At 57.5% G+C, this 14,386-nt stretch carries 14 protein-coding genes; 13 read left to right on the top strand and 1 reads right to left on the bottom strand.

Features of this window, described 5'->3' with window-relative positions; genetic code table 11:
• Positions 1-10: 10 nt before the first annotated feature.
• The 11 genes from HQL76_14875 to HQL76_14825 all read left to right on the top strand — a co-directional run bounded on the left by HQL76_14875 (position 11) and on the right by HQL76_14825 (position 9,342).
• Positions 11-325 carry a hypothetical protein gene (locus tag HQL76_14875; GenBank protein ID MBF0110449.1) on the top strand — a complete coding sequence of 105 codons (315 nt, stop codon included), beginning with the start codon at positions 11-13 and terminating at the stop codon, positions 323-325.
• A 144-nt stretch (positions 326-469) separates the two neighbouring features.
• The gene (pheA, locus tag HQL76_14870; GenBank protein MBF0110448.1) at positions 470-1,570 is read left to right on the top strand and encodes a chorismate mutase; all 1,101 of its coding nucleotides are present in this window, start codon (positions 470-472) and stop codon (positions 1,568-1,570) included.
• Between the two features lie 18 nt (positions 1,571-1,588).
• On the top strand, positions 1,589-2,479 hold the full coding sequence (locus HQL76_14865) for a prephenate dehydrogenase/arogenate dehydrogenase family protein (protein MBF0110447.1): 891 nt from the start codon (positions 1,589-1,591) through the stop codon (positions 2,477-2,479).
• Positions 2,476-3,852 (top strand): 3-phosphoshikimate 1-carboxyvinyltransferase, encoded by a 1,377-nt coding sequence (gene aroA / locus HQL76_14860; GenBank protein MBF0110446.1) that lies wholly within the window; start codon positions 2,476-2,478, stop codon positions 3,850-3,852. The genes HQL76_14865 and aroA overlap by 4 nt, the downstream gene beginning before the upstream one ends.
• Positions 3,849-4,559, top strand: coding sequence for a (d)CMP kinase (locus HQL76_14855; protein MBF0110445.1), 711 nt, complete (start codon positions 3,849-3,851; stop codon positions 4,557-4,559). Before aroA ends, HQL76_14855 begins: the two co-directional genes overlap by 4 nt.
• 133 nt (positions 4,560-4,692) lie before the next feature.
• Positions 4,693-6,489, top strand: a complete 1,797-nt coding sequence (rpsA, locus tag HQL76_14850) for a 30S ribosomal protein S1 (protein ID MBF0110444.1) — start codon at positions 4,693-4,695, stop codon at positions 6,487-6,489.
• Positions 6,490-6,544: 55 nt separating this feature from the next.
• Positions 6,545-6,820 (top strand): integration host factor subunit beta, encoded by a 276-nt coding sequence (locus tag HQL76_14845; protein ID MBF0110443.1) that lies wholly within the window; start codon positions 6,545-6,547, stop codon positions 6,818-6,820.
• A gap of 219 nt (positions 6,821-7,039) precedes the next feature.
• Complete coding sequence (locus HQL76_14840) at positions 7,040-7,264, top strand: DUF433 domain-containing protein (protein MBF0110442.1); 225 nt, start codon at positions 7,040-7,042, stop codon at positions 7,262-7,264.
• Positions 7,261-7,599 (top strand): DUF5615 family PIN-like protein, encoded by a 339-nt coding sequence (locus tag HQL76_14835; protein ID MBF0110441.1) that lies wholly within the window; start codon positions 7,261-7,263, stop codon positions 7,597-7,599. Before HQL76_14840 ends, HQL76_14835 begins: the two co-directional genes overlap by 4 nt.
• Positions 7,600-7,769: 170 nt before the next feature.
• Positions 7,770-8,075 carry a LapA family protein gene (locus HQL76_14830; GenBank protein MBF0110440.1) on the top strand — a complete coding sequence of 102 codons (306 nt, stop codon included), beginning with the start codon at positions 7,770-7,772 and terminating at the stop codon, positions 8,073-8,075.
• A 76-nt stretch (positions 8,076-8,151) separates the two neighbouring features.
• Positions 8,152-9,342: a tetratricopeptide repeat protein gene (locus tag HQL76_14825; GenBank protein MBF0110439.1), complete on the top strand. Its 1,191-nt coding sequence runs from the start codon at positions 8,152-8,154 to the stop codon at positions 9,340-9,342.
• A gap of 136 nt (positions 9,343-9,478) precedes the next feature.
• Here HQL76_14825 and HQL76_14820 read toward each other — a convergent pair whose 3' ends face one another.
• Positions 9,479-9,667 carry a DUF2934 domain-containing protein gene (locus tag HQL76_14820; GenBank protein ID MBF0110438.1) on the bottom strand — a complete coding sequence of 63 codons (189 nt, stop codon included), beginning with the start codon at positions 9,665-9,667 and terminating at the stop codon, positions 9,479-9,481.
• Between the two features lie 251 nt (positions 9,668-9,918).
• Here HQL76_14820 and HQL76_14815 point away from each other — a divergent pair, with 251 nt between their 5' ends.
• Complete coding sequence (locus tag HQL76_14815) at positions 9,919-11,052, top strand: efflux RND transporter periplasmic adaptor subunit (GenBank protein MBF0110437.1); 1,134 nt, start codon at positions 9,919-9,921, stop codon at positions 11,050-11,052.
• Positions 11,049-14,174 (top strand): efflux RND transporter permease subunit, encoded by a 3,126-nt coding sequence (locus tag HQL76_14810; GenBank protein ID MBF0110436.1) that lies wholly within the window; start codon positions 11,049-11,051, stop codon positions 14,172-14,174. Before HQL76_14815 ends, HQL76_14810 begins: the two co-directional genes overlap by 4 nt.
• Positions 14,175-14,386 lie beyond the last annotated feature (212 nt).

Here is a 14,386-nt window from a genome sequence, read left to right as displayed (position 1 = left end):
GAACGATACAATGAGACCGATCAACACTCGGCGATACCTGAGATGGCTGGCAGCGCTGGCCCTGCCTCTGATGGTCTCCGGCGTGAATGCCGAAGAGGAAAAGCAGGGCAAGGAAGCGGGGCCGGGGTTCCAACAAGCCAAGGAACATCAGATTCAGATGACTGAAAAAAAACTGGCGTGTCTCAAGAATGCGACATCCCGAAGCGATCTCAAGCAATGTCATGAAGCCGCTCGGGAAGACCACAAAAAACGGGCACGCGAAAAAATTCAGGAACAACGACGCCGCCTGGATGAACAGGAAAAACAGCTCGACGCCAACCCTTGAAGCCCGGGAACCACCACCGCCCCGTCCTCGCCGGCATTGCCTTTTGCCACACGAGGGGATAACATGTCCCCTTTTCCGGTCGAAAAAGCGGCAATGACCGGCAAGGATGGTCCTGTGATTGATACGGCCCGTGGATGCCCTGTGATGAACCCAACCCTCGATGAAACACCGACACTCGATGCGCTCCGCGCCGCCATCGATGGCATCGACGACCGCATCCATGATCTTCTCATGGAACGGGTGCAATGGGTCCTCAAGGTGGGACAGCTCAAGGGGCAGGGTTCGCCAAATCCCATGTTCTACCGTCCCGAACGCGAGGCGGGCATCCATCGGCGCCTGGAAGCCCGTCATCAGGGTCCATTGCCTGTATCGGCCATTCATCGCGTCTTCCGGGAAATCATTTCCGCCTCGCTCAACCTGGAAAAAAACCTGTCGGTGGTCTATCTTGGACCCGAGGCGACCTTTACCCATCAGGCGGCCATCAAACAATTCGGCTCCTCGTTTCGCATGTACCCCGCCGGCTCGATTCACGATGTCTTTCACGAAGTCGAGGTCGGTCGGGCCGACTTCGGCGTCACCCCTGTGGAAAGTTCCGCCGAGGGGGTCGTGCATCACACCCTGAAACGCCTGGCCGATTCGCCATTGCGCATCTGTGGTGAAATCTACCTTCCCGTGGTTCATACCCTGCTGTCCCTGGAAACCACCCTGGACCAGGTTCATTGGGTCTTCGGTCATCGCCAGGTCCTCGACGAGTGCCATGAATGGCTTGCAACCCATCTGCCCTCGGTGGCCATCAAGGAAGAAGAATCGACCGCCCGATCGGTCCAACGCGCTCGGGAAACCCCCAACAGCGCCGCCATCGCCGGAGTCTACGCCGCCGATGCCTCCGGACTCAACCTGCTGGCGGAACACCTTCAGGATCAGGCGGGCATCGAACATCGCTTCCTGGTCATCGGACAGAATATCCCCGCCCGTTCGGGAAACGACAAAACCTGCATCATGTTCTCATTTTCCGATCAGCCCGGATTTCTTCACAAGGTACTGGGCATCTTTGCCATCCATGGCATCAACCTGACCGCCATCCAATCGGTCCCTTCACGGGGTCAGGGATGGGGGTATGCCTTCTTTCTCGACTTCGACGGCCATCAGGAGGATCCCGAACCCTCCCAGGCCCTGGCGGAACTGGCCTCCATGCCGGGAGTGGACATCAAGGTGTTCGGCTCCTTTCCCCGGCCCGTGCAATAATCCATCAAACAGGAATCCATGTCCTTCTTCATCAAGAAACTTTCGATCATCGGAGTCGGTCTGATCGGCGGCTCCCTGGCCCGGGCCTTGAAGGAACGGGATTCGGTGGGACATGTCGTCGGAATCAACCGCACCCAGGAAAGCCTGCAAAAGGCCATGGAACTGGGGGTCATCGATGAATGCACCACCGATCCGGTAGCCGGAGTCGCGGGAGCCAACATGGTCCTGGTGGCCACACCGGTCCGAACCATCGTTCCCATCATCCAGGCCGCCGCCCCCGGCCTGATGCCCGGAGCGGTCGTGACCGACGCCGGCAGCGTCAAGGGTTCGATCGTGACCGCCTGCGAGGCAGCCATGCCACCAGGGGTTCATTTTATCGGCAGTCATCCCATCGCCGGTACCGAACATTCGGGCGTCGAAGCCTCGTTCGCCACCCTGTTCGAGGGGAGCCGAACCATCCTGACACCAACCCCGAAAACCGCCGTCGATGCCCTGGAACAGGTCCGGATCGTTTGGGAAGCGGTCGGAAGCCAGGTCGAAATCATGGATCCACGGCACCATGACCAGGTCCTGGCCGCAACCTCGCACCTCCCCCACCTCATGGCCTACAACATCGTCAAAACTCTCTCGGACCTGGAAACCGATGTCAAATCGGAAGTGTTCCGATTTTCCGCCAGCGGCTTTCGCGATTTTACCCGGATCGCCTCCTCCGACCCGACGATGTGGCGCGATATTTGTCTGGAAAACCGGTCCGCCATCCTCGACATGATCACCCGATTCGGTCGCGATCTGGACCTTCTGCGCGATCTGGTCGATCGCGGTGATGGCGAGACCCTGTTCGGCATCTTCGCCCAATCACGCCAAACCCGCGACCGGGTGCTGCACCTCAACAAGGGGGGACGCAAATGAACGCCGACACCGAAAAGAATGACGCCTCTCCCATCCAGGGATCGGTCGATCCATCGCTCCGGGTGACGCCGCTCGAACCAGGCCGGGGGCTGAGCGGTATCATAAGCGTCCCCGGCGACAAGTCGATCTCCCATCGGTCGATCATCCTGGGCTCGGTGGCCGAAGGAGAAACGGTGGTCGAAGGTCTCCTCGAAGGGGAAGATGTCCTGCGCACCATGGCCGCCTTTCGCGCCATGGGGGTGACCATCACCGAACGCGGCCCGGGAACCCATGCCATCGAAGGGGTGGGCCTGGATGGATTGTCGGAACCCGACCAGGTGCTCGACATGGGCAACTCGGGAACCGGCATGCGCCTCCTGACCGGTCTCCTTGCCAGTCAATCCTTTTTCTCCGTGGTCACGGGAGATGCAAGTCTGCGCACCCGTCCCATGGGTCGGGTGATCCAACCCTTGACCCGGATGGGCGCCGTCATCCTCGGACGCGACAACAATCGCCTCGCCCCCCTGGCCATCCGCGGCAGAGAACTGTTGCCCCTGGAACACGATACCCGGGTCGCGTCGGCCCAGGTCAAAAGCGCCCTTCTTCTGGCAGGACTCAACACCCCCGGAGTCACACAGGTCACCGAACCCGAAGCGACCCGGGACCATACCGAACGGATGTTGCAGGGATTCGGGGCCAACATTCATCACGAGGGCCGTACCATCACCCTGGAGGGATGGCCGGTCCTGAAAGGACGGACCATCCGCGTCCCTGGAGATATTTCGAGCGCCGCCTTTTTCATCGTTGCCGCGACGCTCATTCCGGGAAGCGACCTTTCCATCGAAGGCGTCGGCGTCAATCCGACACGCACAGGACTCCTGGATCTGCTTTCGGCCATGGGGGCCTCGATCACACGCGAAAACGAACGCCTCGAAGGGGGCGAACCGGTCGCCGACCTGAGGGTGGTGTACTCAGAACTCAAGGGAATCACCGTACCACCCGAAACAATCCCCAGGGCCATCGATGAATTTCCCATCTTCTTCGTCGCCGCCAGCCTCGCCCACGGACGAACGGTCGTGACCGGGGCCCAGGAACTGCGACACAAGGAATCGGATCGTATTTTCGCCATGGCCGACAGTTTGCGCCGTCTGGGGGCGCAGGTGAAGGAAACGGACGATGGCGTGGTCATCGACGGTCACCCCGATGGCCTGATGGGCGGCGTGGTGGTCGATTCCCTCACCGATCACCGGGTGGCGATGAGCCTGGCCATCGCGGCACTGCGCTGCCAAAACCCGGTAACCATTTTGCGAACCGCCAATATCGCCACCTCCTTTCCCAACTTCATTCAAAGGATGCAGGATTTGGGCATCAGGATGGAACGACCATGGGTATGACCCGCGACAGACTGGTGATCGCCGTCGATGGACCCGCCGGGGCCGGCAAGGGCGCCATCTGCCGTTGGGTCGCCATTCGCTTTGGACTGGAATACCTCGAAACCGGCGCACTCTACCGCGTCGTGGGCCTTTTGTCCCTCCGTGAAGGCGGGTTGACGGCGGATCCGGAACGCCTGGCCCGATTGGCCCGAAGCATGCCCTTTTCCTGCCGGCTGGATCAAAATCGCTTCGAATCCCTGCTCGATGGCATCGATGTTTCCGACCAACTGCGTCGCGAAGATGTCGCCATGGAGGCCTCCAAGGTGGCCGCCCTGGGCGCGGTACGCAGCGCCCTCAAGGATTTCCAACGATACCATGGCGGCAAACAGGACATCATTCTCGACGGACGCGACATCGGCACCGTGGTATGGCCGGAAGCCCAACGCAAAATCTTTTTGACCGCCTCGGTCGAAGAAAGGGCAAAACGTCGGGCTTTGGAGTTGCAAGAACGGGGAGAAACTGTTAATTTGCCCAGGGTGTTGGAGGAGATGAAACTCCGGGACGCCAGAGACATGGGCCGAACCCATGCCCCTCTGCTCCCTGCCGAAGATGCCGTGGTCGTGGATACCACGCACATGTCATTGGATGAAAGCCGACACCGGGTGGCCGCACTGATCGAACCGTTGGTGCATCAACGACGAACCAACCGCTCTTTCCCGACCCAATAGCTCGAACATGGAAAGATCGCTACGGCTCGTCGTTTCCCTGGTCCCGAATCCCTTTCCGGATTCGGTGGGGAGTCTGGTCGAGGCACGGGACAAGACAAGTCGGGGCGCGAATTGAATTCTTGACCCGGACCAGATGCAAAACCAGGAACTACGATCCTTAGTCGGATCGGAAATCGAAACTGCGGCTTGGTATCAATCAACAATTGAAGGTGTCAACGTGGGTGTGGAACTGAGGTCTGAAGATATCGAACTCGAGGACGAAGACTTTGGCGCACTGTTGGAGGATTCGTTTGAAAAAGGGGTCGGAAAAGAAGGACAGGTCGTCACCGGCACCATCATCCAACAGGAAGGTGAAGAATTCATCATCGATGTCGGCCTGAAATCGGAGGGCCGGCTGACGATTCGTGAGTTCATGGACGCCAACGGCAGACTCGAAGTCGGTATTGGCGATACCGTGGACGTGTTTGTCGAACGCTGCGAGGATCAGAATGGCCAGGCAGTGCTGTCGCGGGAAAAAGCCAAACGCGAAGAGGCCTGGATGCTCCTCGAAAAGGCCTTCAACGACAAGAAAGTCGTCAATGGCCGCATCGTCGGCAAGGTCAAGGGGGGATATACGGTCGATCTCAACTCCCTCTCCGCCTTCCTCCCCGGATCCCAGGTGGATGTCCGTCCCGTCCATGACATCATGCGTCTTCAGGACGAGGAACAACCCTTCGACATCCTCAAAATGGACCGTCGTCGCGGCAACATCGTCGTTTCGCGCCGGTCGGTGATCGAAAAACAACGCGACAGCGCCCGTTCCGCCCTCCTGGAAACCCTTCATGAAGGGATGATCCTCGACGGTATCGTCAAGAATATCACCGATTACGGCGCCTTCGTCGATCTTGGCGGTCTCGACGGTCTGCTGCACATCACCGACATGTCCTGGAAACGGGTCAAACACCCTTCCAACGTCGTCTCCGTCGGCGATACCGTTTCGGTGCAGGTGATCAAGTTCAATTCCGAAACCCAGCGCATCTCCCTCGGAATGAAACAACTCCAGACCGACCCCTGGGAAGGTATCGGCGCCAAATATCCCGCAGGCGTCAAATTTCGCGGAGTCGTCACCAACATCACCGATTACGGCGCCTTCGTCGAATTGGAATCGGGTGTCGAAGGTCTGGCCCATGTCTCCGAACTGGCCTGGACCAAAAAGAATGTCCATCCCTCCAAGATTCTCGAAGTTGGCCGGGAAGTCGAGGTCATGGTGCTCGATGTCGATGCCGATCGGCGCCGCATCTCCCTGGGACTCAAGCAGTGCATGGAAAATCCCTGGATGATCTTCGCCGAACGTCACCCGGTGGGCAGCACGGTGAAGGGAGAAATCAAGAACATCACCGAATTCGGCCTGTTCATCGGTCTGGAAGGGGATATCGACGGTCTGGTTCACCTTTCGGACGTGACCTGGGATGCGGGCGCGGGCGAGGATGCCCTCAAGCAGTTCCAGCGTGGCCAGGAGGTCGAGGCGGTCGTCCTTTCGCTCGACCCCGAGAAAGAACGGATCTCCCTCGGGTTGAAACAGGCCAATCCCGACTCCTGGACCCTGTGGGTCGATGCCCATCCCAAGGGCTCGACCGTGCGCGGGACCGTCAAGGAGGCCATCGGCGCCGGGGTCGTGGTCTCCCTTTCCGAGCAGGTGGATGGTCTCCTGCGCAAAAATGAATTTTCCAAGGATGATCCCGAAGGGACCAATCTGCCCGCCGGTGCGGTGATTGATGTGATCATACTTCAGGTCGATCGGCAAAAACGCAAAATCGCCCTTTCAGTCCGTGCCTTGGAAAATGTCCAGGAACGGGAAACCCTCAAGGAGTACACGACCGACAGCGGCACCGCCACCAGCAGCCTGGGCGAGGCTCTGAGCAAAGCCCTTGAGAGAAAAGCGGGTGGTTGATGTTTTTCTCGGTTTTCCTCATGCTCAAGCCTTAAAATCTGGGGGTGAATGGAATATGACCAAGTCGTCTCTGATCAACGCCCTGGCGCGACAAAAAAACCTGTCGCGAAAAGATGCCGAGGTGGTCGTCGATACGGTATTCGAGGAGATCAGTCAATCCCTTGAAAATGGCAACCGGGTCGAACTTCGCGGCTTCGGCAGTTTTGGCCTGAAAGAACGTCGTTCCCGCGATGGACGCAATCCCAAAACGGGAGACAAAGTCCATGTCGATTCGAAACGGGTATTGTTTTTCAAGGCAGGTAAGGAATTGCGGGAACGGGTCGATTGCTGATTCGTAGTCAGTTACTTGTCTCATCTGGATCAGGGGGGCTGTCGATTGAGCCCCCCTGGGGCAAAATGGACGTGTAAAGCAATTCATTTCCAACGTTTGGGAAGAATCAAAACAACTGTTTGAAAGAAAAATGGGTTCCTATCATCTTGCCCAAAGGGCATCATGGTTGACGTTTCGATTCCTGGTCAGGAAGGAGTAAAACGGGGTACGGGAGGCAGCATGAGCCAATATTATGATCGTATCACCATCACGCCTGGACAATGCGGTGGCCGTCCGTGTATTCGGGGAATGCGCATACGAGTAACGGATGTGCTGGATCTTATGGCCAGTGGTCTGGCTCCTGCGCAAATAGTGGATGAGCTGCCAGATCTGGTTGAAGAAGACATCACGGCTTGCTTAAAGTATGCCAGCCAGAAGCTGCAACATCCGGTCTTGGCTGCATGATTTTATGGATCGATGCCCAACTTCCGCCATCACTGGCAGCCTGGATTGAAGAAAGTTTCTCCATGGCTGCTGTTGCGGTACGCGATTTGAATTTGATGAACTCCTCGGACGAAGTTATCTTTCAGACTGCAAGACAACATAATGTCGTTGTTGTAACCAAGGATGCCGATTTTCCAGAGATGCTCCTTCGATCTGGCCCCCCGCCAAAAGTAATATGGCTGACGTGTGGCAATACTTCCAATATAAGGTTGAAACAGATTCTTTCCAAACACCTTCGTCATGCAATAGAATTATTAGACGGGGGGGAATCCCTGGTTGAGATTTTTGAAAAATGATTTGTCCTGCGGGAAACCGGGCGAGCACTTTGAAGCATTCATTGATGCATTTTGAGAAGGTGACGGTTGCAGGGGGCTGTCGGAGCAAGGTATTCCGATGGACTTTTTTGTTGTGGCAGTGACATTGTCTTCCACGGCCACACCGAGCAATTTTTTTCAGATTGGCTGGCATGAACGGTTGGATCAATCTTGGCACGGTGGTATTACTGACCATCGTGGCTGTGGCTTTTGCGCTGAACAACCAGGAAGAGGTGATCATTCACATTCCTGGATACTGGCATTTTGCCAGCATTCCGGTATTTGTCCTCGCGTTCGTTTTCATGTTGCTGGGATTTTTCTTTGGAGCGGTGTCCGGTTGGGGGCGCATCAGCGCCATGCGGCGGCGGACAGAGTATCTTCAAAGACAAAACCAATCCCTGGAACGAGAATTGACCAATTTGCGCAATCAACCCCTGGATCATGATCTGCAACCCTGACGGTTCCTGATTGCCCGATGAAAGGATTCCCCGGCCTCACCGCTTCCATAAACCGCCCGATTGGTCAACCGAATTGATGGATCTAGCGCATTTGACAGGTTGGGCCGCCCTGGCGATCACGGTCGGAGCCGTTGTCTTTCGGGCCGGCTACCGGATGGGGCGCGAGGATGCCTCCGGTTCGGGTGAAGATCAGGAACGGCGGCAGGAAACCTCCTATACCTTTCGTGGTCTCAACTTTCTCCTGTCCGATGAACCCGACAAGGCCATCGAAGCCTTTGTCAATGTCGTCCGGATCAACTCGGAAACCGTCGAGATTCATCTTTCCCTGGGCAACCTGTTTCGTTCACGCGGCGAAGTGGGACGGGCCATCCGCATCCATCAAAACCTGATCGCCCGCCCCAATCTGAGTGATGCCCATCGCAAGGCGGCATTGTATGCCCTGGCGGAAGATTACCGCCAAGGGGGGTTTGTCGATCGGGCTGTGGATGCCTATCGCCGGGTGTTGGACCTGGATGCCCATCATCGCAAGGCATTGGCGGGACTTCAGGCAATCCATGAAAACGAGGGTCGGTGGGATATGGCCCTGGAGGTTCTTCGCCGGCTGATCAAGGTGACCGGAGAAGAGGATCCCCGGCGTGAAGCCCATCTACTGATCAAGATCGGCCTGGAGCAATCGCGAGGCGGCGAAGAAAACGACAATCAACCGGCGATCGAATGGTTTCGCAAGGCGATTCGGGTCTATCCCGGATGCGTGGAAGCGTTTCGTCTGCTGGGAGAGGCCCAGTTGAACCAGGGGAAGATCAAGGCGGCGATCCAAACCTTTGCCACATTGAAAAAAAATCGCCCCAGCCATTTTTTCATGCTGGTGGAACCCTTGAAACGGGCCTATGCCCAGAAGGGCGACATGGAGGGATTTGAATCCTGCATGTGGGACGCCATCAACGCCCCGACCGCATCGCCGCGTCTGGTGGCATTGTGGAGCCGCGAACTGCAATCGCATCGCCGAACCCGCGAGGCAGTCGATGTACTCTTGAAAGGCTATTCCAAGTATCCGGGATCGGTGGAATTGGCCCGTTTTCTCGTGCGGCTGCTGGAACATCTGAATCGGGAAGAAGAGGCGTTGGGGGTGGCGGTACGTTGCCTGGATCATTTAATGTCACGGCAACCCGGCTTTCAATGTTCTCAATGTGGTTTTCAGTCGCAGGATATTTATTGGAAATGTCCCCAGTGTCATCGGTGGGATACCATGGAACCCTTTTCCGGTTGAAGGATCATTTTCGAACCGGTCTTTCCGGGATCAAAAAATTGAGCCGGTTGCTCCCCATCGACCGGCCCAAGGTCAACGATATGGCAGACCATCTTGCCAACGAAAGGCCTGCCTTAACATTGAAGATCGGCGTTATTTATTGTTCTGCCGGATGGGCGATGACAACCGGATCGTTGGCGTAATCGTGCCGTCCAATCTCGCCGGAAAGCTTCAATTGTTGTTCCGCCTCGAACCAGAACTCCAGATCCCGGCCATGGGGATGATGCTGTTCTTCCCACAGGGCATAGGCGCGCAAACGAATTTTTTCCTCATTGTCGGCTGACATGACCGGTTTCTCCTTGCAACAGGTTGAGGGATTGGCAAGAGTAAAAAACATCCGCCCTCGCGGTGGATCGACAACGGTCGGTTGGTCGATCTCATCGTGGCGGACAGCCCAGGCTCATGGTAAACATTTTTCCCCTTCATTGCCAATCATGATTACGTCCGCCCCACGGAACGAATGAAATTCGCTCCGCGATCGATGGGAAGAACAGGAGTCGCCCGATGACAACGCCATGCCCCCGACGGATATCCTGAATGAAAATGATTCCGCGCCCGTTATTGGCGATCGGTTTTTCCCTCGTGATGGGAATCCTGTGTACCTCTTGTTCCACGGAAACCGGGACGGAAAAGAAGAAACCGGACGATCCGCCGGTCCCCGTCTCGACGGCAACGGTCGTGAAAAAGAACGTCCCCCGGATCATCCATGCCCTGGGGCATGCCGAGAGTTGCCGAACGGTGGCAATCAAGGCCCAGGTGGACGGAGAGATCGTCACGAGCCACATTGCCGACGGGGTCGCGGTCGAAATCAACGATCCCCTGTTCGACCTCGATGACCGCCGTTACCGTCTGCGCCTCGACCAGTTGCGCGCCAACCTGGAAAAAGACCTGGCGCAATTGGATCTGGCGCGATCCAGGGAGCGTCGGCAGAGCCTGCTGAACAAGGAACACATTTCATCGGAAGAAAATCTGGCCACCGTGGCGGCAAATCGCCGGGTCCTGGAAGCGACCGTCCTGGCGGATCGCGCCGCCATCGCCGAAGGAGAATTGCAACTGGGGTTTACCCGCATCCGGTCCCCACTCTCCGGCCAGACCGGACAGGTTCTGATCCATCCTGGTAATCTTGTCAAAGCCAACGACACCACGCCCCTGGTGGTCATCCACCAGATCGATCCGATCTGCATCGCATTGACCGTTGCCGAACGCCATTTTGCCGAGATCCGCCAGAATCATGCACGAAAACCTTTGATGATGGCTGTTTTTCCGGACGGTCAAACAGGGGTTTCCCTGCCGGCGACCCTGAAATCGATCGATAACGCCATCGATCGCCAGACGGGTTCTCTCCGTCTCGAAGCCGAGGGGGCGAACGGGGAACGCCTTCTGTGGCCCGGGATGTATGTCACCCTGGATCTGACACTGGCCGATCGTCCCGAATCGCTCGTCATTCCCGCCAAAGCGATACAGACCGGAAGTGATGGGCCATTTGTCTACATTGTCAAGGGGGATCAAACGGTTGACCTGAGACCCATACGGCTTGTCGAAGAAGACAAGGCCGAGGCGGTCGTCGCAACAGGACTGGCCGCCGGGGAAACGGTGGTCACCGTGGGACAATGGCGGCTCAAACCCGGAGCCAAGGTGGAGGTTGCCGGAAAGAAGGACGAAAAGCCATGAACATACCCGCGTTTTTCGTCCATCGTCCCGTGACCACGGTCCTGACGATGACGGGTCTGTTGCTTCTTGGGCTGTTGTCCTATCACCTGCTGCCGGTGGCGGCGCTGCCGAGCGTGGATTATCCGACCCTTCAAGTGTCTGCCTCCCTGACCGGGGCCTCTCCAGACACCATGGCCAATTCGGTCGCCCTGCCGCTGGAAAAGGAGTTTTCCACCATCGCCGGCCTTGAGACCATGACATCGACCAGCAGTCTGGGATCGACGCAGATTTCATTGCAGTTCACCCTCGATCGCGATATCGACGCCGCGGCGCAGGATGTTCAGGCGGCCATTTCCTCTGCCCAGCGCCGCCTCCCCAACAACATGACCTCAAGCCCTTCCTACCGCAAGGTCAACCCGGCCGATCTGCCAATCTTCTATCTCGCCCTGACCTCGGCGACGCTCCCTCTGACAGAAATCTCCGAATTTGCCGACACCACCCTGTCGCAAAGTCTCTCGGTTCTGCCGGGAGTGGCCCAGGTAAACATCTACGGTCGTCAAACCCCCGCCGTTCGCGTCAAGGTCAACCCCGACCGGTTGGCCGCCAACAACCTGTCGCTCGAAGACGTGGAACAGGCGATCCAAAGCAACAATCCCAACCTTCCCAGCGGTTTTCTCATCAATCCGGAACGGATGATTTCCCTGGAGACCCCCACCAGGGAACCCAAGGGGACGCAGTATCGCTCGATCGTCATCACCCAGAAGAACGGACTGCCGCTGCGGCTGGACGAGGTCGCCCAGGTGATCGATGGCGCCGAGAACGACCTGAGCGCCGCCTGGTTCAACGCCACCCGAGGGGTTGTCCTGGCCATTCAACGCCAACCGGGATCCAATACCATCGCCGTCTCCGACGCCATCGCCAGTCTGCTCCCCACCCTCCGCGAACAACTTCCAGCGGCAACCGAACTTATCGTCATGTTCGACCGCTCGCAAAGCATTCGTGAATCGGTGCGCGACGTCCAGTTGACCTTGATCTTCTCCCTCGCCCTGGTGGTCCTGGTGACCTATCTTTTTCTTGGCAACGCCTCGGCGACGCTGATTCCGAGCCTTGCCATTCCCCTGTCGCTCGTTGGGGTTTTCCCGCTGATGCTCCACCTTGACATGAGCATCAACATCATCTCGCTCATGGCGCTGACCCTTTCGGTCGGGTTTGTCGTGGACGATGCCATCGTCATGATGGAAAACATCATCCGCAACATGGAAGAGGGAAAATCTCCGTGGCAGGCGACCCTTGACGGCGGGCGGCAGATCGCCTTCACGATCATTTCGATGACCCTGTCGATCGCCGCCGTGTTCATCCCCGTCCTGTTCATGGAAGGAATTCTGGGTCGTCTGCTTCATGAATTCTCGGTCGCCATCATCGCCACGGTCATTCTTTCGGGCGTGATCTCCCTTTCGCTGACACCGATGCTGTGTTCCCGCATTCTGAGGCGCCACGATCCGGCCCAGGCCAATCTGTTGATTCGCGGTAGCGAAGCGGTGTTTCTCGCACTGCGCCGCGGATATGCCCGATCCCTCGACTGGTCCCTGCGCCACCGGCGCACCGTTGTGTTTCTCTTTCTTCTGATGGCCGTGGGTACGATCCAGGTGGGATATGACATGCCCAAGGGGTTCATGCCCAGCGAAGATACCGGATCGCTCTTTTGTTTCACCGAAGCGGAACAGGACATCGGCTTCGAAGCCATGAAGGAACGGCAACGGCGTTTGGCGGAAATCATCAACGCCGATCCCGCGGTCCAGACCACCATGTCCTTTATCGGTGGTGGTTCGACCCCCTCCTCCCTCAACAATGGCAGAATCTTCATTCGTCTCAAGCCGCTGAACCAACGCCCCCATGCCGATGAAATCGTCAAGCGGCTGCGCCCGCAACTGGTCGGTGTTCCCGGAATCAAGGCCTTCATCCAGAACATTCCATCCATCAGGATCGGTACCCGACTGACAAAAAGCCAATACCAGTTCACCCTTCAGGGAACCGATACCCGGGAACTCTATCATTGGACCGACGCCCTGGAAAAACGACTGCGGGAAGCACCCGGTTTTCTGAATGTCACCACCGACATGCAGTTGGCAAAAACGCAGGCGTTGATCACCATCGATCGCGACAAGGCGGCCATTCTGGGCATTACCCCCGAACGGCTGGAACAGACCCTCTATCTGGCCTATGGCCCCAAGCAAATTGCGACGCTTCAGGGGTCGAGCAACCAGTATCCATTGCTCCTGGAACTGGACGACCGCTACCGGACCGATCCGTCGCTGCCAGGATCGATCCGTATCCGCGGCGCCGGGGACACCCTGGTCCCGCTCGACGCAATCGCCACCATCGAACGAACGGTCGGCCCCTCCTCCATTTCCCATCAAGGACAGCTTCCCGCCGTCACCATCTCCTTCGACCTTGCCCCTGGTCGTTCGCTGAGTCAGGCCATCGAAACGATCGACGCCCTTCGCGCCACTCTGGGGATGCCTGGGGCCATCAGCGCCAGTTTTCAGGGCTCGGCGCAGGTTTTCCAATCGTCGATGACCGGGATGGGCTGGCTTCTTGGATTGGCGGTGCTGGTGATCTATCTGGTTTTGGGAATGCTTTATGAAAGCTATGTTCACCCCCTGACCATCCTTTCCGGGTTGCCGGCGGCGGCCCTCGGGGCGCTTTTGACCTTGAAATTGTTCGACATGGAGTTGAATCTGTTCAGCTATGTCGGATTGATCATGCTGATCGGCATCGTCAAGAAAAACGCCATCATGATGGTGGACTTCGCCATCGAGGCGCAACGCACCACCTGCGCCTCCCCCCTGGAGGCGATCCGTCAGGCCTGTCTGGTCCGCTTCCGTCCCATCATGATGACCACCATGGCCGCACTGGTGGGAACCCTCCCCATCGCCCTGGGATGGGGCGCGGGCGGAGAGGCACGGCAACCCCTGGGAATCGCCGTCGTCGGCGGGTTGGTCCTTTCCCAATGGCTGACCTTGTACATCACCCCGGTGATTTTTCTCTATCTTGAAAAAATCCGTCCGCACATCGATCCCGGATTGGTCGCCGAGGGAGACCGGACGGATACTGGAGCGTCCGGAGACTTATTCCACCGCTGAGCATTTCCCAGTGTTCAACCAGGATTTCGACTTGTTTTTCATGGCAAAAAGACTATCATGGATTTGTGATCAGCGTGCAACTTTTCAAAGTTGAAAGTTGATCGGGTTTCAACAAGGACCAACAAAAGTGAAACAACGGCGGTTGATCAGCTTCGACTGGGCCTTGAAACGCCTGCTGCGCAGCAAGGCCAATTTTGTGTACGTGGTGGGAT

This window comes from Magnetococcales bacterium (assembly GCA_015228815.1).
Lineage (GTDB): Bacteria > Pseudomonadota > Magnetococcia > Magnetococcales > UBA8363 > UBA8363.
The sequence above is the reverse complement of the archived record's forward strand: the minus strand, read 5'-3'. Positions and strand labels throughout refer to the sequence as shown.